Annotated in this window: 22 protein-coding genes; 6 read left to right on the top strand and 16 right to left on the bottom strand. The window is 55.6% G+C overall.

Annotated elements, in window-relative coordinates:
* The 6 genes from ACIQ0G_RS04030 to ACIQ0G_RS04055 form a co-directional block, all read right to left on the bottom strand.
* On the bottom strand, positions 1-252 hold a 252-nt coding region (locus tag ACIQ0G_RS04030; RefSeq protein ID WP_397576799.1), incomplete at its 3' end, for an adenylyltransferase/cytidyltransferase family protein.
* A complete protein-coding gene (locus ACIQ0G_RS04035; protein ID WP_397576800.1) occupies positions 252-1,157 on the bottom strand; it encodes a polyprenyl synthetase family protein in 906 nt (301 codons plus the stop codon). The genes ACIQ0G_RS04035 and ACIQ0G_RS04030, both read right to left, overlap by 1 nt.
* Before the next feature lie 5 nt (positions 1,158-1,162).
* Entirely contained in the window at positions 1,163-1,402 is a 240-nt protein-coding gene (locus tag ACIQ0G_RS04040; RefSeq protein ID WP_333569375.1) for an exodeoxyribonuclease VII small subunit, read from the bottom strand.
* 54 nt (positions 1,403-1,456) lie between these two features.
* Entirely contained in the window at positions 1,457-2,332 is an 876-nt protein-coding gene (locus tag ACIQ0G_RS04045; protein WP_397576801.1) for a LysR substrate-binding domain-containing protein, read from the bottom strand.
* Positions 2,333-2,635: 303 nt separating this feature from the next.
* On the bottom strand, positions 2,636-3,940 hold the full coding sequence (locus ACIQ0G_RS04050; RefSeq protein ID WP_397576802.1) for an MFS transporter: 1,305 nt from the start codon (positions 3,938-3,940) through the stop codon (positions 2,636-2,638).
* Positions 3,937-4,260 (bottom strand): antibiotic biosynthesis monooxygenase family protein, encoded by a 324-nt coding sequence (locus ACIQ0G_RS04055; RefSeq protein ID WP_397576803.1) that lies wholly within the window; start codon positions 4,258-4,260, stop codon positions 3,937-3,939. The genes ACIQ0G_RS04050 and ACIQ0G_RS04055 overlap by 4 nt, the downstream gene beginning before the upstream one ends.
* A gap of 132 nt (positions 4,261-4,392) precedes the next feature.
* Between ACIQ0G_RS04055 and ACIQ0G_RS04060 the strand changes: the two genes are divergently transcribed.
* Positions 4,393-5,019, top strand: coding sequence for a class I SAM-dependent methyltransferase (locus ACIQ0G_RS04060; RefSeq protein WP_397576804.1), 627 nt, complete (start codon positions 4,393-4,395; stop codon positions 5,017-5,019).
* On the opposite strand, the gene ACIQ0G_RS04065 is transcribed toward ACIQ0G_RS04060, so the two are convergent.
* Positions 5,020-6,201 carry a phosphatidylserine/phosphatidylglycerophosphate/cardiolipin synthase family protein gene (locus ACIQ0G_RS04065; RefSeq protein ID WP_397576805.1) on the bottom strand — a complete coding sequence of 394 codons (1,182 nt, stop codon included), beginning with the start codon at positions 6,199-6,201 and terminating at the stop codon, positions 5,020-5,022. It lies immediately after the preceding gene.
* Positions 6,202-6,320: 119 nt separating this feature from the next.
* On the opposite strand from ACIQ0G_RS04065, the gene rpoZ reads away from it, so the two are divergent.
* On the top strand, positions 6,321-6,665 hold the full coding sequence (rpoZ, locus tag ACIQ0G_RS04070; RefSeq protein WP_183941926.1) for a DNA-directed RNA polymerase subunit omega: 345 nt from the start codon (positions 6,321-6,323) through the stop codon (positions 6,663-6,665).
* Between the two features lie 87 nt (positions 6,666-6,752).
* Positions 6,753-7,841 (top strand): DUF3667 domain-containing protein, encoded by a 1,089-nt coding sequence (locus ACIQ0G_RS04075; RefSeq protein WP_397576806.1) that lies wholly within the window; start codon positions 6,753-6,755, stop codon positions 7,839-7,841.
* A gap of 50 nt (positions 7,842-7,891) precedes the next feature.
* Here the strand turns inward: ACIQ0G_RS04075 and ACIQ0G_RS04080 are convergent, their stop codons facing one another.
* From ACIQ0G_RS04080 to ACIQ0G_RS04110, 7 genes are all read right to left on the bottom strand, one after another.
* Complete coding sequence (locus tag ACIQ0G_RS04080; RefSeq protein WP_183941924.1) at positions 7,892-8,239, bottom strand: hypothetical protein; 348 nt, start codon at positions 8,237-8,239, stop codon at positions 7,892-7,894.
* 77 nt (positions 8,240-8,316) lie between these two features.
* Positions 8,317-10,263 carry an ATP-dependent zinc metalloprotease FtsH gene (gene ftsH / locus ACIQ0G_RS04085; protein ID WP_397576816.1) on the bottom strand — a complete coding sequence of 649 codons (1,947 nt, stop codon included), beginning with the start codon at positions 10,261-10,263 and terminating at the stop codon, positions 8,317-8,319.
* Between the two features lie 113 nt (positions 10,264-10,376).
* The gene (gene tilS, locus ACIQ0G_RS04090; RefSeq protein WP_397576807.1) at positions 10,377-11,324 is read right to left on the bottom strand and encodes a tRNA lysidine(34) synthetase TilS; all 948 of its coding nucleotides are present in this window, start codon (positions 11,322-11,324) and stop codon (positions 10,377-10,379) included.
* A complete protein-coding gene (locus tag ACIQ0G_RS04095; RefSeq protein ID WP_397576808.1) occupies positions 11,315-12,274 on the bottom strand; it encodes a hypothetical protein in 960 nt (319 codons plus the stop codon). Before ACIQ0G_RS04095 ends, tilS begins: the two co-directional genes overlap by 10 nt.
* Before the next feature lie 102 nt (positions 12,275-12,376).
* Entirely contained in the window at positions 12,377-12,937 is a 561-nt protein-coding gene (locus ACIQ0G_RS04100; RefSeq protein ID WP_397576809.1) for a helix-turn-helix domain-containing protein, read from the bottom strand.
* A gap of 103 nt (positions 12,938-13,040) precedes the next feature.
* Complete coding sequence (gene ptsP, locus ACIQ0G_RS04105) at positions 13,041-15,305, bottom strand: phosphoenolpyruvate--protein phosphotransferase (protein ID WP_397576810.1); 2,265 nt, start codon at positions 15,303-15,305, stop codon at positions 13,041-13,043.
* A 59-nt stretch (positions 15,306-15,364) separates the two neighbouring features.
* Positions 15,365-15,535 carry a YdcH family protein gene (locus ACIQ0G_RS04110; protein WP_397576811.1) on the bottom strand — a complete coding sequence of 57 codons (171 nt, stop codon included), beginning with the start codon at positions 15,533-15,535 and terminating at the stop codon, positions 15,365-15,367.
* Between the two features lie 169 nt (positions 15,536-15,704).
* Between ACIQ0G_RS04110 and ACIQ0G_RS04115 the strand changes: the two genes are divergently transcribed.
* Positions 15,705-15,902, top strand: a complete 198-nt coding sequence (locus ACIQ0G_RS04115; protein ID WP_183941918.1) for a YdcH family protein — start codon at positions 15,705-15,707, stop codon at positions 15,900-15,902.
* Positions 15,903-16,026: 124 nt separating this feature from the next.
* Positions 16,027-16,476 (top strand): DUF1465 family protein, encoded by a 450-nt coding sequence (locus ACIQ0G_RS04120; RefSeq protein ID WP_397576812.1) that lies wholly within the window; start codon positions 16,027-16,029, stop codon positions 16,474-16,476.
* Here the strand turns inward: ACIQ0G_RS04120 and ACIQ0G_RS04125 are convergent.
* On the bottom strand, positions 16,473-18,278 hold the full coding sequence (locus ACIQ0G_RS04125; RefSeq protein WP_397576813.1) for an ABC transporter transmembrane domain-containing protein: 1,806 nt from the start codon (positions 18,276-18,278) through the stop codon (positions 16,473-16,475). The genes ACIQ0G_RS04120 and ACIQ0G_RS04125 overlap by 4 nt on opposite strands.
* Positions 18,279-18,430: 152 nt before the next feature.
* Here ACIQ0G_RS04125 and ACIQ0G_RS04130 point away from each other — a divergent pair, with 152 nt between their 5' ends.
* Positions 18,431-19,666 (top strand): polyhydroxyalkanoate depolymerase, encoded by a 1,236-nt coding sequence (locus ACIQ0G_RS04130; RefSeq protein WP_397576814.1) that lies wholly within the window; start codon positions 18,431-18,433, stop codon positions 19,664-19,666.
* A 352-nt stretch (positions 19,667-20,018) separates the two neighbouring features.
* On the opposite strand, the gene ACIQ0G_RS04135 is transcribed toward ACIQ0G_RS04130, so the two are convergent.
* Positions 20,019-20,281, bottom strand: a 263-nt coding sequence (locus tag ACIQ0G_RS04135) for a putative quinol monooxygenase (RefSeq protein ID WP_397576815.1), incomplete at its 5' end; no start/stop codon positions are given.

Below are 20,281 nucleotides of genomic sequence, written 5' to 3' on the forward strand. Positions count from 1 at the left end.
TTGTGCTTCGGCAAAGTCCATCAGCAATGAATTGAACCCGACGACGCGGATATGATCCGCGCCGATTGTCGCCACTTCGCGCTCGACCATGGCGATGCGCTCTTCATCCGCGAACATCGGCGATTTTGACGCGTTGGTCGTCACGCCAATGATGAGTTCGTCAACCAGCTTCGCGCCGCGCCGGATGATGTCCATATGCCCCAAGGTGATGGGGTCAAAAGTTCCGGGATATACGCCAATCCGGTGGGTCATCAGCGGTCTCTTTCCGTGATATAATTTGCAATAGCGCGCAACAAATCCGCCTCTGCGCCATAGCTCGATAGATGATCATTGGCTTGCTGGACCAGCATTTCGGCCTGTTGCTTGGCACGATCAAGCCCCATCAGCGACACAAATGTGCCCTTGCCCGCCTCGGCATCTTTCTGCAGCGCCTTGCCAGCCAATTCAGGGTCGCCCTCGACATCCAAAATGTCATCGGCAATTTGAAAGGCGAGGCCAATGTCGCGGGCATAGCCGCGTAAATGCGTGCGGCCTTCGGGTGGGATATGGCCCAAAATGGCGCCCATTTCGACGCTTGCGGCAATAAGTGCGCCGGTTTTCAACGCCTGCAGGCGCATAACCGTTTGCAAATCAAACGCTGCATTCTCCGCCTCAATGTCCATCATCTGGCCACCAGCCATACCTTCAGGGCCACTGGCCAGCGCCAGCGTCGACACCAGCTCGCCACGCACAAATGGGTCGCTATGGGTATCTGGATTGGCCAAGATTTCAAAGGCAAGCGCATGCAGCGAGTCACCCGCCAAAACCGCCGTCGCTTCGTCAAATGCGCGATGCACCGTGGGTTTGCTACGGCGCAAATCATCATCGTCCATGCAGGGCAGGTCGTCATGCACCAGCGAATAAACGTGAATGGCCTCAACCGCCGTACCCACGCGCAAAGCCGTTTTGCGGTCGACATGGAACAAAGCTGCGGTTGCCGTCACCAGCAACGGACGAAGGCGCTTGCCGCCGCCAATCGTTGCGTGCCGCATGGCTGCATATAAACGGTCGCGTGCGTCCCCGGGTAATGTCAGCAGCGTGTCGAATTCTTGGTCAACATCTGCTGCAATACTGCCCAGCGCATCTTGAAGCAGCGAAGATGTCGATAGCTCCGACATCACATTCATCCGGCGTCGAACGATGTGGTGCCCGTTGGCGCACCGTCAGGGCCAAGGGTAATCGCTTCAATCCGGGCCTTCGCCATATCAAGCCGTTGCTGGCACAACGCCCGCAGCGTGTTGCCGCGTTCATAAAGTGCAATGGATTCATCAAGCGGCGCTTCACCGCTTTCCAGCTTGTGGACGATATCCTCAAGCGCGCGGAGCGCCTGTTCGAAATTCAGTTCAGCAACGTCGTCAGTCATCACACTGCAATGACGCGGGGTGGGCGACGGGTCAAGTGTTCGCGATACCGAATTTTATACGCCGGACTTTAACAACCAGTCGTGGAAAATTTTGACGGCGCGCTGCTTCAGCGCGCGCGGGCGGCACACGAACCAATAGCTATAGGGGCTTTCGACCTCTGTATCGAAAAGACGCGTCAGGCGTGGGTCACGCGCGTCCGAAAAATGGCTTCCGTGCATGATCGCGACGCCCAGCCCATTGGCGGCAGCTTCAAGCATGAGCGCGCCACTATCCAAACTATCAATGGCGGCGGGCTTTAAACGGGGCACGCCCATGGCCTGACGCCAGGCATCGAATATCATGGGCATATCGCTGTGGACCATGATTGTGTGTTTGGCCAAATCCTCGGGCTTTTGCACATTATGCTCCTTGGCCCATTGTTCCGAAGCGATTGCATAGACAAGGTTACGGTCGAGACGAACGCTGTAGAGTTTTGGGTCAACCTCGGCAGCGATAATGATCGCGGCATCAATCACGTCGCCCAGCAGATTTTCCGCATGGCCAGAGGTATCAACGTCGATATGCAATTTCGGGAAAGCTTTGCGCAATTCGGGGAGGCGCGGGATAAGGCGTTGTGAACCAAAAAGCGGAAGCAGGCCGAGGCGCAGGCGATATTCGCCGCCACGGCCGGCAAGCTCTTCAACAGCTTCGGCCATCGCGTCCATCGCCGGCTCGACGGCAGCCAGTAAGGTTTCGCCATCGGCGTTAATGACCATGGCTTGGGCACGGCGGTCAAAAAGCGATTTGCCGATAAAGTCTTCAAGCGCCTTTATGCGGCGGCTTAAGGCGGGAGGTGACAGCGCCAATTCGCTGGCGGCCGCTTTGGCCGAACCCAATTTGGCGACGCGCAAAAAGGCTTCCAATGACCGTAATGGTGGCAATCTGCGCATGTCATCTCCTTATTTTGTCGCACTGCAACAAAAGTGACTTGATTCTGCGATCGTGCAAATGCCGCGGAATTCATGATGTTCTTATAAATAGCAGTTGCAGGATATGCAACTGCTATTGCACTGTTCGCACTTGCACAAAAAATGGAATATCGCGATAGGGGACAAGCCTTATAGGCATCCTCTCCTAAAGACTTTTTCAGGGTCGACTTTGGTCGGCCCTTTTTTTTGCGTAAAATCTGCTTCGGTTAGTCGAGCGTGCGAAACGACATGATGTGGTGACTTAGCAAGGGTGCGGCATGCGCCTTACGTTTCGTCGGGAACAATCAACGCCCGCCTGCCCCAAATGATCAGAAAGACCAATGAGGCAGAGATGAGGATGAAGGTGGCTGGCTCCCACCAGCTCAAAAGGGCGACGCCGATGGCTGGCGCGAAAATATAGGCTGCACCATTGATCGAGGCGATTTTGCCGGCAACGTCGCCTTGCTCGTGCCGCCGGACCGCCAATGAGGCACCTGCGGTAAATCCCGGCCGGAACAGCCCAAAGCCCAAAGACGCAATCGCAAAGCCAGTGCTGATGCCGTAAAAATCGTGGCTAACGCCCGTTAATATGGTGCCAATCAGCGCCAGTATTGAACCCCAAAGCACGGAACTGCGTGCGGCGAGCGACAAGATCGGGATGAGGCCCCATTGCGCCAATAACGTCGCCATTGCGCCTATCAGCATGACTGAGCCACTGGCCTGCACCGCTTCCCAAGGGCGATCATGCAGCCCAAGCCGATCGCGGACGAGGAAGCCGACCACGCCAAGGATGATTGCCTGCGCGTGCCCGCCAATCAGGCCCGCAATAAGCCAGGGCGCCATTCTTTCATCGCGCCATGGCAAGCGAACTTCTTCATCGGGTAGGGAACCCAGCGCTTCGCCATCGACGTCTTCGGTATCGAGCGTGTTCATGGACGCAGAATTGGGATAGGCAGCAACCGCACCGCGCGCGGCAAAGCGCGGCGTGTCGTTCGGCAACAGCACATGCAATGCGATCAGTACCGCGACGCCAAATATCGCAAACATGATCAACGGTCCGGCCAGCCCAAAGGGTGGGAACAACAAATAATGCGCGGTCGCCGGGCCAATGACGGTGCCCACGCCGAACGACGATGCAAGCATCGACAATGCCTTCGTCCGCTCGGCGCGTTCGGTTCGTGCGGCAACATAAGCCTGCACAGCGGGCGGGGCTGCGGAACCAAAACCGCCATAAAGGCTGCGGAAGATCGCAAAGAGTATGAATGTAACGATTGGGCCGATCAGGCCGGCAAGGCCAAGCCACAAGACCAATCCGCAAAGGCCCATTGATGAGATGAAGCCAATGATGCCGACACTCATCAATTGTTTGCGGCCCCGCCGGTCGGACAAGCGCGCCCATTTGGGTGCGGTGATGACCCATAAAAGTGCAGACCAGCTAAACGCAAGGCTGACCAACACGTCGGGCATATCCAGTTCGCTTGCGATGGCCGGCAATGCCGACTGCATCGCTGTGTTGCCTGCGGCGGCCACGAGCATGACGAGGAAAAGGACGACGACGCGGCTGTTGGGTATGGCCTGAACTTTACTCATGGTTTTTCCCAATCATAGCTGCGCGTGACTTCTGCGACATGCAGACTGTAATCGCTGTACCAAAGATCGCGTCCTGCATCGCGCACAGCTATGTGTTCGGGGTGATCGCGCCATGCTGTTGCGCTGGCTTCATCAGTCCAATAGCTGACGGTTATGCCAAGCCCGTCTGATCCCCGCACTGAATCCATGGCGATATACCCCTCTTGCTGCACAGCCAGCGTTTCCATCATCGCGGCTGCGCGCGCATAGCCCGCTGCATCAGCATCGGTCCGCTGCGCCACGAAAATCACTGAAATTGTTCCTCGGGGAAGCTTTGCCATAGCTGCGGCATTAGGACCGATGGGTCAGACAATGCAAGCGTGGCGGAACAGAATATTAATTAATGCGTTTGCATAAACGGAGTCCAATTTTGACTGTCAGAAGCCCGCAACAATTGTCCCCGGACCCATCGCATGACATTTTCAACTTTGGCTAAAGCGAGCGCGCTTGACCGCATCAAAACCTGGGTCAGCCGCTTTTTTGGTCCGTGGGGCGTTTTCTTCAAAGGCTTTATCAAGCATCCTGTGATGGTCGGATCGATCATTCCGTCCTCATCCAAGACCGTCAAAAAAATGCTCGCGCCGGTGGATTGGAACAATAATAAGCTGTTCGTTGAATATGGACCGGGCATCGGCACATTCTGCCAGCCGGTGCTGGACCGCATGCGTCCCGATGCGACCTTTTTGGTCATCGACCTGAACGAAGATTTCATCGACTATTTGCGCCGCAATATTCACGACAGCCGCTTTATTGCGGTGCATGGGTCGGCCGCTGACGTAAATGAGATTATTGGCCAGTTCGGATTTGCGCATGCGGACTATATCTTGTCCGGGCTGCCTTTTTCGACACTGCCCAACAATCTAGGGGCGGTAATTGCGGCGGAAACGGCAAAAGCCCTTCGGCCCGGCGGCGCATTTCTTGTGTACCAGTTCCGCGCCCGTGCGCGCGATTTTATGGCGCCACATTTTCGTAAAATCGATAGCGGGTACGAACTCTGGAACATCCTGCCATGCCACCTTTTCTGGGGCTGGAAAGAGTGATTACCGGTTGCGCAGTAGGCTGAACTTAATCCGCCGGCCGATGGTGTAGTCCACCGAATTCACGAGGAAATATGCAAACCAACCCTTGAACCGGCTCCAAACATTGTCGCGCGCTTTTAACAACACAGGCGTTTGCTCTTCGGATTGGGCAACCAGCCCATCGATCAACGTGCGCATATGCAGCGCAAGCGCATCATCCTTGATACGGACCATGATCTCAAGATTGATGAACATGCTGCGGACGTCGAGATTGGCCGAGCCAATATACACCGCGTCATCGATGACCATAAGCTTCATGTGGAGGCGGCGCGGCTGGAATTCGTAAATCTTCGTTCGACGCCGCAGCAGGTAACGGTACAGCAACCGTGCCGCGGGAATGGTGGCCCCATTGTCGGTTTTACCCGCCATGATGAGGCGCGATCCCTTGTTCCGTTTCGCCACCTTCGCCAATCGGCGCAATATCGTTTGCGACGGGGAAAAATAGGCCGATGCAATGTCGAACCGTTTTCCGACCTGCAAAGACCGTTTGAACGTCAGCGCCCATGGCGAGATCCGGTTTGTCGGCCCGCCCAACAGCCATTGGACTTCGCCTATGCCCGGACGCCATTGCCGGATAATCGACCGGATTTTACGATAGCGCACCTTTCCGTCGGCCGATGCACTTGCCATGTCGTCGAAATAGCGCGCCAGCCGCGGCACTTCCGGACCGGTTATAATGATGCCCAGATCTTCCCAGTCATCGTCGCCTGCGCGCCCGAAATATTGATCGGTAATGTTAAATCCGCCCACCAAAGCGTGCGTGCCATCAGCTATGAGGATTTTTTGATGATTGCGGATGATATAGCCCAACCCCTTGCGGGTGCTGAAGCAATGATATCTTCCGCCCGCATCGGTCAGTTCGTCAAAGAAACGGTCGCTAATCGCGGCAGAACCAAAGCTGTCGATGATCAGTTGCACCTGCACACCGCGGTTTGCCGCTGCGACCAACGCCGTCCTTACGTCGCGTCCGACCGAATCATCGGCAAACATATAGAAAAACATCTGGATAGATTTTTCCGCCACCGCGATCAGGCGTAACACCGCATCAAGCCTGTCGTTCGGGGCATGCACCAGATGGAGCTGATGGCCAGCAACCTGAAACTGCTTTCCGGGAAACCCCGGGGTGCCTGATTGTGTTGCCATAACGCAAGTTACCGCTTTGCGCAGGCTACGGCAAGCAGCCTGCCCTTTTCATTGACATTTTCGCTGGTTGTCTTTAGGCGCGAGCAACTTCCCGAAATTCCGAAGAATCAGGAGCCAAGATGGCACGCGTTACTGTTGAAGATTGCATCGACAAGGTCACCAACCGGTTTGACCTCGTATTACTCGCCGCCGAACGCGCGCGTGAAATCTCTGGTGGTGCTGAACTGACTGTTGATCGTGATCGCGATAAAAACCCCGTTGTGGCTTTGCGCGAAATCGCTGAAGAAACGGTTCGCCCAGACCAGCTGAAAGAAGGCCTCGTGCAGTCGCTTCAGAAGGTTCAGGTGGATGAGGATGAAGAAGCCGATGCAGTCGGCTCGATCAGCCTTTCGGCAGAAGCACTTCGCCTCACGGCCGCTGCTCCTGCACGGGGCGCAGGCATGCAGCGCGATTACGACCGGTAATTTAGCGCACATATATTGAAGAAAGAGGCCCGGCTTGTCCGGGCCTTTTCTTTTGGCATTCCACCGCACCGCTGATACAAAGGTCAGATGAGTGGGGAACTGGCAGCCGCAGCAGATATCATCACTGGCGCAGCGCTTGCGCGCGCTATTGAGCCGGATGCGGGCGAGGGCAAAGATCCATCGGATACATGCCTGAACTGCGGCACCGTGTTGCTTGGGCCACATTGCCACATATGCGGCCAAAAGGCGAAGGCGCACCGCACATTGAGTGCGTTTGGTCACGATATCCTGCACAGCGTCCTGCATTTCGATGGCAAGATTTGGCGTACATTGCCCATGCTGTTCTGGAAACCCGGGGAGTTAACGCGGCGCTATGTCCATGGTGAACGCGCCAAGTTTGTGTCTCCACTCGCGCTGTTTCTATTTTCGGTGTTCCTGACCTTTGCGGTATTTAACTCGATGTCGCATGGCAACGAAGCCGCTGTTGAGTTGGGCGCTGGAACCACCAAAGCAGCGGTCGCGACGCCCGAATTTGCGGCCGAACAGCGCAAATTGCGGGACGATATCGCCCGGCTGGAAAAGGAAGTGGTCGCTGCCCGTTTAGCAGGAAAGCCAACGCAAGCGTTGGAGCAAGAGCTGAAATCGGACAGGTTGGGCCTTAAGCTCATGGGAACCGCGGCGAACAGCTTCGGCAACGGAACCAATGATGCCGACGGGTACCAATTTACCGACTTGGAATTTCCGGGCGCAGCCTATCTCAACAAGGCAGCGGAAACGGCGAAGAAAAATCCGCAGCTGCTTTTCTACAAGATGCAATCCAATGCCTATAAATACAGCTGGGCACTTATTCCGATATCGGTCCCCTTTGTCTGGCTGCTGTTTTTCTGGCGCCGGCGGTTCAAGATGTTCGATCACGCAGTGTTCGTGACCTACTCATTGACCTTCATGATGCTGCTTGCCCTAATCTGCGGAGTATTGATTAGCTTTGGCCCGACAGAAACCATCGGCGGATTGTTGCTCACATTTTATCCGCCCATTCACATGTACCGGCAATTGCATCAGGCATATGAAACGTCGCGATTTGGCGCCTTTTGGCGGATGTGCTTGTTATCCGTCTTTGCCATGACCGCGCTGACGTTATTTGCCGTCCTCGTTGTCGCCATCGGTGTCAGCTGACAATATATGCATTTTAACTTTGCCGCTCTCCGGCGCGATTTAGGATCGGCCTAACACGGAAAACGACGTATCACGATCTCGCGCCAGGCATCCCGAACGGTTTGAATGCGCCTGCGTTCTTGGGGAATGCTCGCGAAACCCTCCAGAAATTGCTCGGCGGTCAGGCGATATTTTTTGGGCGCGCAAAACAACGGCTTGCCCGCCGCATGCGCTTGTTCATTTTCTGCTTTGACAGAAGCCGCGGCGGCTTGAAACAGCCGTGCCATCGGCTTTATTTCTTTTGAGAATACCGCGCCCATGCCCTTTTTCTTGAGGGCGAGCGCCTTCACATAAAATGTTTCCGCATCCATGGCTTGGGCGGGAACGGCACACAACAGCGCACCGCTGGCAATAAGCACAGCGAATTTCATATTTGCGACCTCAACTCTCTCGTCAACCGGACTAGAGCGTTGAGGTTATCTTGCAAAGATGAAAATCAGACGCCTTGTGGCGTTACGTCACCAACTGGTGATGATTTGCGACGACCTGCCTTTGGAATAGCCGTGCCCACTGTCGGGATGGACGATGGTTGCGCAATCTTGCCATCGTCGCGTTCGAATTTGCCGGTTTCAAGCAGCTGCTTGATTTCATCACCGGACAGCGTTTCGAACTCCAGCAAAGCGTTTGCCAAAAGATGGAGCTGCTTGTCGTGCTTTTTCAAAAGGTCAGTCGCGCGTTTATGACCGCCCTCCACCAGTTTGCGAATTTCGGCATCGATCTTGCGTGCTGTCTCGTCGGACATGGCCGACCGCTGCGACATGCCATAGCCAAGATAACCGTCCTGCCGCTCTTCATATTGCAGCGGGCCCATTTCGTCGGACATGCCCCATTGGGTTACCATGTCCCGCGCAAGGCTCGTCGCATATTGGATGTCGCTTGAGGCACCGGAGCTGACTTTGTCGTAGCCGAAGATCAGTTCTTCAGCCACGCGGCCACCCATTGATACCGACAGGTTGGCGTGCATTTTGTCGCGATGATAGCTGTAATTATCACGCTCGGGCAGACGCATGACCATACCCAGCGCGCGACCGCGCGGAATGATGGTCGCTTTATGGATTGGATCCGAAGCCGCTTCATGGATCGAAACAATTGCGTGTCCGGCTTCATGATAGGCGGTCATTTTCTTTTCGTCTTCGGTCATGACCATGGACTTACGCTCGGTGCCCATCATCACCTTGTCTTTCGCGTCCTCAAATTCGCGCATAGCTACCAAGCGCTTGCCACGGCGTGCCGCCAACAGGGCCGCTTCGTTGACGAGGTTTGCAAGGTCGGCACCGGAGAAGCCGGGCGTACCGCGTGCAATGACACGGCCATCGACATCAGGTGCCAAGGGCACTTTCTTCATATGGACGTCTAGGATCTTTACGCGGCCATCAATGTCAGGACGCGGCACGACGACTTGCCTGTCGAAACGACCGGGACGCAGCAGGGCAGGGTCAAGCACATCCGGGCGGTTTGTGGCGGCAACGATGATGATGCCTTCATTCGCCTCAAAACCATCCATTTCGACCAGAAGCTGGTTCAGCGTCTGTTCGCGCTCGTCATTTTGGTTGCCAAGGCCAGCGCCACGGCTACGGCCGACGGCATCGATTTCGTCGATGAAGACGATGCACGGCGCGTTTTTCTTGGCCTGTTCAAACATGTCGCGCACACGGCTCGCGCCGACGCCGACGAACATTTCAACGAAGTCTGAACCCGAAATCGAGAAAAATGGAACGCCTGCTTCACCCGCAATGGCGCGTGCGAGCAACGTCTTACCAGTACCCGGCGAACCCACGAGCAATGCGCCCTTGGGAATCTTGCCACCCAGACGGCTGAACTTCTGCGGGTCCTTCAAAAATTCGACGATTTCCTGAAGCTCTTCACGGGCTTCATCAATGCCGGCAACATCTTCAAACGTTACCTTACCATGCTTTTCGGTCAGCAGCTTTGCCTTGGACTTGCCAAAGCCCATTGCGCCGCCAGCGCCGCCGCCCTTTTGCATTTGGCGCAACACGAAAAATGCGATGCCCAAGATCAGCAGGAATGGCAGTGCCTGATATATGAGGATTAACAGCAGGCTGGGTTGTTCTTCGGCTTTTGCTTCGACCACCACGCCTTTTTCAATCAGCAAGGAAGGGAGGCTGGAGTCATTGGGCAGCGGAACCGTGACGAACGTTTCGTCATTCTGCATTTTGCCGCTGATACGATCCGGCGCGACGGCCACAGATTTGACTTCGCCTGCCTCAACCTTGTCGCGGAATGACGAATAAGTGATACCGTTGGTCGGCGTGGATGAGCCGTTGAAAATGGAGGCGACGACCAGAAGCGCCACAATGATGGCTGACCAGATGGCCATATTCCGCAGCATCGGGTTTCTCTTTGGTTCCTGCTCGTCGTTCATCATCACTGCCTTGATTTCAGCCCCGCGCCAAATACGCGGAGATACTGGTGCAATGTAGGCGCGATTATGTGAATGACAATATAGGGATTGGCAAAATTCGGGTCGGCTTAAACTTAGTTCCGCCGCGGCGGTGCCATGGTAAATCGCCAATTGTCGCCGCCTTCGCATTTGACAGCACCCATGGTGGCGGTGCGCCCGCACGAAAGTTCGGAAAGCAGGTGGTCAATGGCATCGCCGCGCGGGGCCAGTTCGGGTTCCATCAGCTGCAGACAATGGATCAACAGGCGGCGCTGTATCTCACGCGGGACATCGCGCGCATCGCAGGTCACGGCGTCCGTTTCGCGCTGGACCCTCTCTTGCGTGAGTGTCCCGGTCATCCAATTCAGCGCTTCTGAGGCATCTGCCAGTGCGCTGGCGGTGCGTCCGGCGCGGTCGGCGCGAAAGGGATGCTGTGTGTTCGCGAGCCAATTGCGCATCGCGACCCGTTCAAAGTCGGTATTGGTGTTGCTGGGGTCGTCCACCGGATTGAGCCCAGCGGTCGCGCAAATGGAAATCAATTCATCTTTCGTGAACCCCAATAAGGGCCGCAATATATGCCCATTTTTCGACCGGATAGCCGATAGCCCGTCAACGCCGCTGCCGCGGGCAAGCCGCATCAAAACGGTTTCAAGCTGATCATCGGCATGGTGGGCGGTGGCGATATACGCACAATCATTCTGCTCTGCCGCCCGCGCCAACAACGCGTATCTTGCGGCCCGTGCAGCGGATTGAATATTTCCGCTGATTTTTTCGGCAGGCGACAAAATGACGTGCGGCACATGCATGTCTGTGCACATGCGCTGCACATATAATGCTTCGTCGGCGGACTCTGGCCTTAAACCATGATCGACGGTCGCCGCGACAACGCGATCGGGCATGGTTTTGTGCAACAATATCAGCAGCGCCAGGCTGTCGGGCCCGCCGGACACCGCACACAATATGCGCGCACCCGCCGGGACATGCAGCGCATTTACCGCGCCGTTAAATCGGTCGAGAAGCGCAGCGTCGACGGTTACTTGCACTTCGCGCGCGTTTTACCGGCAGTGACCCGATCCGCCAAGCGACCGCTGGCAACGTCAGGATAGGCTCTTGTAAGCTCACCATATGCTTCGCATGCCTCAGCCGTTTTGCCGAGGTCGGTTAAAGCTGACCCTAAGAAAAACAGACTGTCGGGCGCACGTTCGCCACGCGGGTCTGCTTTGTAATTGTCGTAGAAAATTTTAACGGCGGTCGCAGGCTTTTTGTCGTCAAGCCACGCCCGTCCGAGCAAGTTGCGCAGGAAGCTTGCACGTCTGTGCTTTGGATATGTTTTAAGCGTTTCTTCCAGCGTGGCTTGCGCTTCTGGGTAGAATTTCGCTTCCCACAATCTGAAGCCATAAGTGTAGCCATCGTCAAAAGCGTCGCCAGTGGCTGGCCGTTCAATGGCCGCAACTGCGGCAACGCGCGCTGCGCTCGGTTTAGCCGCCGTAGCCGCAGGCTTGGCTGCTGCTACAACGGGTTTCGGCTTGACGGTCACTGCTGCGGGCACAGATGCTGCGGCAGGTAAGACGCTTGGAGCGGTTGTGGCCTGTGCGGTTGCCGGCACTTCGGTTGCCTGCGGTGCACTCGCCAGCTGCGCGCTCGCCAACTGCGCTTCCAAGATTTTCAGGCGCGCTTCGAGGCCACGCATATTGTTGCCCTGCTGCTCGACCTGACCCGTCAAAGTCGCCAGCTGTGCTTCCAACGCGTCGACACGCACCAACAGGTCCGACGTTGCTGACGTCGTCGTGGTGTTCTCGGGCTTTGTCGCGGTGGGTGATTGGATGTCAGGTGCTATAAATTTACCGGCACCTGCGGGAAAGACCTGACGCTGGACAGCGCGCATTTCCTTCTCAAGCTTGCCCACGCGTCCGTCAATATTTGCATCTTGCGCAACTGCGGATGCGCTGAGTGCAAATGCTGCGCCGCTCAACAAAGCAAGCCGAAAATTCATTGCTCATTCCCCTTAAACTGACAAGTTTGGACGTATCGCTGATTGGACCAACGCAATAAATACCCATCACACCATTTCAGTGCAAAGAAAACCTGATTTTATTTAGATTTGTTCCGCGTTGTCGGTACTTTGCTGAGCAGGGTCAGCACTATTTGCCGGCAGAGGCGCGATCGGCGCTGTGGCGGCTGGCTTTACCGAGATCGGTGACGTGACCGGTTTTTCGGCTGGCGCAGCATTTGTGAGTGTTAGGCTTCTGAAAATCAAATATGCCGCCAGCGCCACCGCCGCGATTGCGGCCGACGTCCATGCGAGTGTTTTCGAAGGTACCCGTGCGGGGTCAGCTGGTTCGTAGTTTTGAGCTGGTGCCTGATAGCCTTCATGGCCACTGCGCGCCAATTCCCAGCGCATCGCCTCACTAATTGCCGCAGCATCCATTTCGACAGCATTCGCATAAGATCGCGCGAAACCGAGCGTGTATGTTTGGCCCGGGAGGGCATCAAAATCTGATTGCTCGATAGATTCGAGGTGGCGAGTCGGCACACGCGTTTTTGCGGCGATATCGGATAGACTAAGGCCCAGCCGTTCGCGGCCTGCTTTTAGCTGGCTACCTACGGATCCGTGATCTTCGTCAACAGTCGCTAATAAGTCCACTGCAATCTCCACGCCCCGTTTTTTCCACCTCTTTGTGCAGTTATGCGGACAATGGTCATCTTCTTGATAAAGTCAACGGCGATTACAATTCTGCACCTTTGGGAAATCCTGCAAATTAGCCGGTTTCAATGCCTTGGCTTGCTGCCCATTTTGCCAGTTCTTCACGCAAATTCCCGGTGGGATTTTTCAGCAGCTCGTCCATCTTCTTGCGAATATCTGCATGGTTGGTCGTGCGGACCATCGCTTTTATGGGTCCCACGGCCGCTGGCGTGATCGACAGGCGATGGATGCCCAAGCCAATCAGCGCGAGTGCTTCGAGTGTCCGGCCACCCATTTCGCCACATACCGCCACGTCGACAGGATAGCCGTCTGTTGTCTGAACCACGCGCCGGATGAAGCGCAAAATGGCGGGACTCAACCAATCATATCGTTCGGCCAGTCGCGGGTCCGCACGATCCGCTGCAAACAGGAACTGGGTGAGATCATTTGTACCAATCGACAGAAAATCGATTTTAGGCAGCAACATATCGAGTGTTTCGGCCAGTGCCGGCACCTCGAGCATGGCCCCATAACGGATTTTCGTGGGCAGCCGTTTCTTTTGCCGACCCAAAAATTGCATCTGGCCTTCAAATATTTCTCGGGCCGCGTCAAATTCCCACGGCTCTGACACCATCGGAAACATCACGTTCAATGTGCGGCCTGCGGACGCTTCAATGAGCGCGCGGGCCTGCGCCTTCATCAGCCCTGCATGGTCCAAAGACAGGCGCAGCGCGCGCCAGCCGAGCGCAGGGTTTTCTTCCTCGCTCGTTTCGTCTTTCAAATAAGGCAGGGGTTTGTCGCCACCGATATCGAGCGTACGAAAAATGACTGGCTTGTCGCCTGCTGCTTCAATGACATCGCGATAAAAACGTTGCTGACGCTCACGTTGAGGCAGCGTGGCAGATATCAAAAACTGGAATTCTGTGCGGAACAGGCCAACGCCCTCCGCGCCGGTGGTGGCCAAGGCGGACATATCGTCGCGTAATCCGGCATTGATCATTAACGTCACCGGCACGCCATCATTCGTGACCGATGCGGCATCACGCATCGCTGCGTAGCGGGCTTTTTTCTTTTGCCGATCGACCAGATCATGTTGGAAGATTTCCTCGGCAGCTGACGACGGCCTGACGATGACGCTTTTTTCGTCGGCGTTCAGAAGTAGCATGTCGCCATCGCGGACCTTGTGGCGGATGCCTTGTACGCGGCCCAATACGGGGATACCCATCGCGCGCGCGACAATCACGACGTGCGCCGTGAGAGAACCTTCCTCAAGCACCACGCCGCGCAGACGGCGTTTGTCATATTCGAGCAGTTCAGCCGGGCCCAAATTGCGCGCAATCAGGATCGAGTCTTTTTTCAGACCGAGTTGCGCCGCGGTACTCATCTGACCCGACACAATCCGCAGCAACCGGTTGGATAGATCTTCCAGATCGTGCATGCGGTCCGCAAGCAGCGCATCGTCAATCTGACGCATACGCATGCGGGTGCGTTGCTGGACGCGTTCGATGGCTGCTTCCGCAGTCAGGCCGCTGTCGATGGCCTCGTTAATGCGGCGGCTCCAGCCTTCGTCATATGCGAACATCTTATAGGTCGCGATGACCTCTTCATGCTCGCCGCCCGTGCCGAAATCAATTTGGCTGGCCATGCGGTCGATTTGTTCGCGCATTTTGTCAAAGGCGGAATAGACGCGGTGACGCTCGGCTTCGATATCCTCAGCGACGGTATGTTCAATACGGACATTGGGCTGGTGAAAAATGGCAACGCCAGCCGCCGCGCCCTTGACGAGCGGCAGGCCCGTGAGGCTAATCGTGCCGGTGTCATTTTCGCCCCGCGCGCTTGGCTCGTCGACAAGGTCTGCATTGGCGATCAGTTCTGACAGCACCATTGCCACGGTTTGAAGCGCCTCAATTTCGACCTCTTCATATTTCCGTGGTTCGACATGCTGCACGGCCAATACGCCAACCGCGCGTTCGGAACGCACAATCGGCACGCCTGCAAAGCTGTGAAAGCGTTCTTCGCCTGTTTCGGGCACATAGCGGAAATTGGGGTGGGCTGCGGCCTCATCCAAGTTCAACGTTTCGACATTTTCCGCAATCGTGCCGACAAGGCCTTCGCCTAGGCCAAGTCTGGTGACGTGGACCGCCGCTTCGTTCAATCCGCGCGTCGCAAATAATTCAAGCGCACCATCGCGCAACAGGTATATCGAGCACACTTCGCTCGACAGCGCTTCACCAATGATATTGACCACATGGTTCAGCTTGCCTTGCGCATGATTTCGCGAGGCCATCACTTCGTGAAGACCGGTCAATATGTTGCGGGCAGAACGGGTAGCGCTTTCCATCTGTCTCATCTAGCAGAGACACAAAAGGCAAGCGATACCCCGCTTGAAATTATTCGTAGTCAGCCAGTTAGGGCCGATTCCTGCATAAGTACGTCCTTAAGATGCAGCTTTTGCTTCTTAAGGCTCAGAATGATGCCGGTGTCAGGAAAGGGTCTATGTTCTTCGCGCTGTAACTTTTGTTCAAGGTCAGCATGTTTGCTGCGAAGTGCGGACAGATGATTATTATTCACATCATTCTCCTTCAGCGTAAGACTCGGTGGTCCAACAGACAAAGTAAATCACGAAACATCGCGCGAGTCTCGTGATAATTTTGCGTTTGGCGTGCACCAGAAACATGCGCCTGCAATCATGCCCGCTTTTAACGATGACTTGTTTGCACGACTCTGGTTAGAAGGGGGAATGAACGACGACGGCTACCAGCAGCAGCTGGAACAACTGAAGATTGAACATCGCGACTTGGATGATGCCATTACGGCGCTGACCATGCAGTCGGTTGTTGATCAGCTTCAGATTGCGCGTCTGAAAAAGAAGAAGCTGATATTGAAAGACCGAATCATGCGTCTTGAAGATCAGCTTGTACCCGACATTATCGCCTGATCTGTTCCCGTCCCAAACGTTTACAATTGCGCGATGATTGTTTCATACCGGCACACTCGCAATATGTTGCCGCGATGGGATTGTTTGCACTAACATGTGGTCGAACGTCGTGTCATAAAAGCGCATGCGTAACGCAAAACTCGAACTGACCCCTTTATTAGTGGATTCTCTGTACACAGAAGCGATGCTGCTCGCCGATGAAGCGCGCGCCTGTTTTGATCGCAGCTTTGATGCGGGGCATTTGTCTCCGGAGATTTCGGTCGCCTTCTCCTGCGAGTCTCTCAAGGTTACCACACGCCTGATGCACAGCATTGCGTGGTTGTTGAACCAAAAGGCATTGCGGGCTGGCGAAATAACCGAAAGCGAAGCGCGAAACGAAACCAACAATCTGGGCTATGCGCCGGCCAGCGATGGGTCGCTGGTGTTGCAATTTCCCCCAGAGGCGCAAGCGCTGATCGGCGCGAGCGAAGAATTATATGTCCGCCTTCAACGGCTCAGCGAGAAAATGCGCGCCCCTGTTCCGCAGGCGTCGGAACCAGTTGCCATGCGCGACCGTTTGCGCGCGTCTTTTTAAGCGTCGAACTGCAGACTGGCCAAACGCGAATATAGGCCGCCAGCCGCGCTGAGTGTCGCGTGGTCGCCCTCTTCAACAATCTGGCCTTGGTCCATCACAATGATGCGGTCTGCGGACCGTACGGTCGCGAGGCGGTGGGCAATGACGATTGTCGTGCGGCCAACCATTAAGCGTTCAAGCGCGTCCTGAACAAGGCGTTCGCTTTCGGCATCCAATGCACTGGTTGCTTCGTCGAGCAACAGAATTGGGGCGTCGCGCAGCAGAGCGCGCGCAATCGCGAGGCGCTGCCGCTGACCACCAGATAGGCGCGCACCGCTTTCGCCCAAAAACGTGTCCAGCCCCTCTGGCAAGGCACGCAGGAACTCCGCGGCATTCGCTTGCTCTGCTGCTGCCCAAATGGCGGCATCGTCCGCCAGCCAATGACCATAGCGCAAATTGTCCCGTGCGGAGGCCGCGAATAAAACGGTGTCTTGCGGAACCAGGGCGATGCGCTGGCGGAATTCGGCTGGATCTGCACTGGTCAGCGCCACGCCATCGATGCGGATGGTGCCGGCTTCTGGGTCATAAAAACGTTCAGCAAGCTGGAACAAGGTCGACTTGCCTGCGCCTGATGGCCCGACGACCGCGACAGTCTCTCCGGGGGAAACCTTCAGGCTGAAATCGTCAAGCGCAGCAACTTCGGATCGGGTGGGATAACGGAACCGGACATGCTGAAACTCAAGCTGACCGCGCGCGGGTGGCATGACCACTGGGCTGGCGGGGGGCGCAATTTCGGGTACTTCATGCAGCAGCTCTGCCAAACGCGAAGCCGCGCCCGATGCCCGCACAAGGTCCCCATATACTTCGGTCAATGCGCCGAAGGATCCGGCGACAAGTCCGCCATAGAGCACTACAGAAAACAATGTGCCGGGGGTTATAATGCCTTCTTTGACTTGGTCTGTGCCTTCCCACACCAGCAGCGTGATGCCGCCAAAAACGAGGGCCATGACCAACGCTGTCAGGAACGCGCGTATCCGTATACGATTTTTCGCGGCGGCAAATGTGCCCTCGACGGCGTCTGCAAATCTGACGCCCTCACGCGTTTCTTGACCAAATGCCTGAACGATTTTGATTGCGCCAAGGGCTTCCGAAATGATGGTGCCGACGCTGGCGACATTATCCTGACTGGTGCGCGATGCCTTTTCCAACCGCCGACCGAGAAAGACGATTGGCAGTACAACAACCGGAATGCCCGCCAAAAGCCAAATGGTCAGACTTGGAGCCAAGCCAAAAAGCAATGTCACGCCGCCGATACCGATGAAGATATTCCGCAACGCAACGGACACCGTGGTGCCAACAATCTGTTCGATAATCGCCGTATCTGCGGTCATCCGGCTCGCGATTTCGCCGGGCCTATTCTCTTCAAAAAAGCGTGGCGCAAGCCGAAGCAAGTTACTTTGAACGGCAACGCGGATGTCACCGACGACGCGTTCGCCCAACCAGCTGACAAAGTAAAAACGGAATGCTGTCGAAACACCGATGACAACGACAATGCCCAGCAACAGATAAAAATATGGCGCGGGGTCGCCGCCATTTTTCGCAAAGCCCTCATCAATAATCAGCCGCAGGCCATATGGGATGGCCAGTGTCGATGATGCTGCCGCTATGAGCGCAAGAAGCGCATATGCAATCTGTCCGGGGTATTTGATCGTAAAATGCCCGATCATCCGCAAGCTGCCGAAATTAGGCTTTTGTTTTAAGACAGGCGCCTCAATGGCGTCGGGTGCAGGCGTTGTCGGAATGTCGGAAATTTCGTTCGTCATTCGGTTCGCCTAGCAGTGCGCCGAAGCGGTAACAATGCGCGACAGATGATGCCGATGCCTTTTTCTATGGTGCAATGCACAATAAACGCTTATGGATTCCACAAGAACGCCCTGTTTTTCTGGGCCGAAAGACGGAAATCTAAGGATTGCAGATGCTTTATACCGCTTATGATATGCAACGGAGCTGGTTAGCAGGTGCGGGAAAAATTGCACAGGCGCAGGCAGATATGCTCAAGAATTTCACTGGGCCATTTAGTGTGGGCGGTCTTGCCCCCATCGCGGCGTCGGCATTGGATGTTTTTGCCCATTCGGTTTTGCCGCGCGGAAAGCCAGCATTCGGGTTGGATAATGTTACTGTCGATGGCAAGACGTTGCCGGTTCAAGAAGAGAATCTGGCACGCAAGCCCTTTGGACAGTTGAAGCGGTTCGTCTATGAAGGCAGCAGCGCGAAACCGCGATTGCTGATTTGCGCGCCTATGTCCGGCCATTTCGCGACGCTGTTGCGCGGAACGGTCGAGCGTATGATTCCAACGCATGATGTCTATATCACCGATTGGAAAGATGCGCGCGATGTGCCGTTGACCGGCGGCGGCTTTGATCTTGAAACCTACATCGATTATCTCATCGAATGGCTTGAATTCATCGGCCCCGATGCCGGCGGACGCGGCGCCCATATGTTGGCGGTGTGTCAGCCTTCGGTCCCGGCTTATGCCGCTGCTGCGGTGATGAGCGCGAAGGACCATCCGTTGCGGCCACGCACCTTGACGATGATGGGCGGTCCAATCGACACCCGCGAAGCACCGACGGCGGTAAACGACCACGCCACACGCCGCCCGCATGAATGGTTCGTACAAAATGTCATTGCGACCGTCCCGCCATATTATAAAGGGTCGGGACGGCGGGTATATCCCGGTTTTCTGCAGCTTTCGGGCTTTATGTCGATGAATCTGGGCAACCATATGGTCAGCCATTGGTCGATGTTCTCCGACCTAGTCAAAGGCGACGGCGAAAGCGCGGATCGGCACAAAGAATTTTACGACGAATATCGCTCGGTCTGCGACATGACGGCGGAATTTTATCTGCAGACCGTAGATACCGTATTTCAGCGTCATTTGTTGCCCAAGGGCGAATTCAACTATCGCGGCAAGCTCGTTGATCCTGGCGCGATTACGGACATCGGCCTGCTGGCCATTGAAGGTGAGCGCGACGACATCAGCGGCCTTGGGCAAACCAAAGCCGCGCTTAACATCGCGACCGCTTTGCCTGATGCGCTCAAAAAATATCATATGGCGCCAGAGGTTGGCCATTATGGCATCTTCAACGGCAGCAAATGGCGCGAAAAAATTGCACCTGTCGTGGAAGACTGGATTGTCAGCCACAATGGCTAGGGCCATTGGTGCCATGTTGCATTTGTGACATTGCACATCACTGCCACCGTTGAACGATGGCCCGTCATCCTTCCACTTCGTCACCCTGAACTTGTTTCAGGGTCCATCGTGCAGCACGCCCAGAGCTATAAAGGATAAATGGACCCTGAAGCCAGTTCAGGGTGACGGGGGTGGGGAATGTGTACCTCTGCGTCCTCTGCGCGAGTCCGTTTTGCACGAAGAGGCGAAGAGGGTATGCACATGCGGAAATAACAGCGACAGGAATGAAGGAGAATTCCTTGCACTGAACAAAATGGCCTCAAACCGCGAAGGTGAGATTTATGCGTTCACGGCCCAATAGAGGTTTTAAGCTTTATAATGCATCAAGATATTCGAGTTCAGGTGCACCCGCGAGGCAGGGCGCAAGCTTTAGACCAGCCGCTTTGAAATAGTCGCTGCTGCCATGAATATTCATGGCGTCCTGACTAACATATTGCTCCAGCACTTTGTAGACCTGTGGGTTGGACCGTGACCGGGTCAACGTATAAAATACGTTCCCCGGTTCATTGGCCCGAACGGCAGCCGCAAGCTCTGCAAACACCGCCTCAAAGGCTTCGTTTTTGCCGTCGGCGACGG

It is taken from the genome of Sphingorhabdus sp., assembly GCF_044354325.1.
In the GTDB taxonomy this organism is placed as follows: domain Bacteria; phylum Pseudomonadota; class Alphaproteobacteria; order Sphingomonadales; family Sphingomonadaceae; genus Sphingorhabdus_B.

What these genes read in the sequence shown, in the direction of transcription:
- ACIQ0G_RS04115 (WP_183941918.1), top strand. Translation starts at nt 15,705, where the DNA reads ATGAACGACGACGGCTACCAGCAGCAGCTGGAACAACTGAAGATTGAA.
- ACIQ0G_RS04075 (WP_397576806.1), top strand. Translation starts at nt 6,753, where the DNA reads ATGAGTGGGGAACTGGCAGCCGCAGCAGATATCATCACTGGCGCAGCG.
- ACIQ0G_RS04120 (WP_397576812.1), top strand. Translation starts at nt 16,027, where the DNA reads ATGCGTAACGCAAAACTCGAACTGACCCCTTTATTAGTGGATTCTCTG.
- ACIQ0G_RS04040 (WP_333569375.1), bottom strand. Translation starts at nt 1,402, where the DNA reads ATGACTGACGACGTTGCTGAACTGAATTTCGAACAGGCGCTCCGCGCG.
- ptsP (WP_397576810.1), bottom strand. Translation starts at nt 15,305, where the DNA reads ATGGAAAGCGCTACCCGTTCTGCCCGCAACATATTGACCGGTCTTCAC.
- ACIQ0G_RS04055 (WP_397576803.1), bottom strand. Translation starts at nt 4,260, where the DNA reads ATGGCAAAGCTTCCCCGAGGAACAATTTCAGTGATTTTCGTGGCGCAG.
- ftsH (WP_397576816.1), bottom strand. Translation starts at nt 10,263, where the DNA reads ATGAACGACGAGCAGGAACCAAAGAGAAACCCGATGCTGCGGAATATG.
- ACIQ0G_RS04060 (WP_397576804.1), top strand. Translation starts at nt 4,393, where the DNA reads ATGACATTTTCAACTTTGGCTAAAGCGAGCGCGCTTGACCGCATCAAA.
- ACIQ0G_RS04130 (WP_397576814.1), top strand. Translation starts at nt 18,431, where the DNA reads ATGCTTTATACCGCTTATGATATGCAACGGAGCTGGTTAGCAGGTGCG.
- ACIQ0G_RS04035 (WP_397576800.1), bottom strand. Translation starts at nt 1,157, where the DNA reads ATGTCGGAGCTATCGACATCTTCGCTGCTTCAAGATGCGCTGGGCAGT.
- ACIQ0G_RS04065 (WP_397576805.1), bottom strand. Translation starts at nt 6,201, where the DNA reads ATGGCAACACAATCAGGCACCCCGGGGTTTCCCGGAAAGCAGTTTCAG.
- ACIQ0G_RS04045 (WP_397576801.1), bottom strand. Translation starts at nt 2,332, where the DNA reads ATGCGCAGATTGCCACCATTACGGTCATTGGAAGCCTTTTTGCGCGTC.
- rpoZ (WP_183941926.1), top strand. Translation starts at nt 6,321, where the DNA reads ATGGCACGCGTTACTGTTGAAGATTGCATCGACAAGGTCACCAACCGG.
- ACIQ0G_RS04125 (WP_397576813.1), bottom strand. Translation starts at nt 18,278, where the DNA reads ATGACGAACGAAATTTCCGACATTCCGACAACGCCTGCACCCGACGCC.
- ACIQ0G_RS04050 (WP_397576802.1), bottom strand. Translation starts at nt 3,940, where the DNA reads ATGAGTAAAGTTCAGGCCATACCCAACAGCCGCGTCGTCGTCCTTTTC.
- ACIQ0G_RS04095 (WP_397576808.1), bottom strand. Translation starts at nt 12,274, where the DNA reads ATGAATTTTCGGCTTGCTTTGTTGAGCGGCGCAGCATTTGCACTCAGC.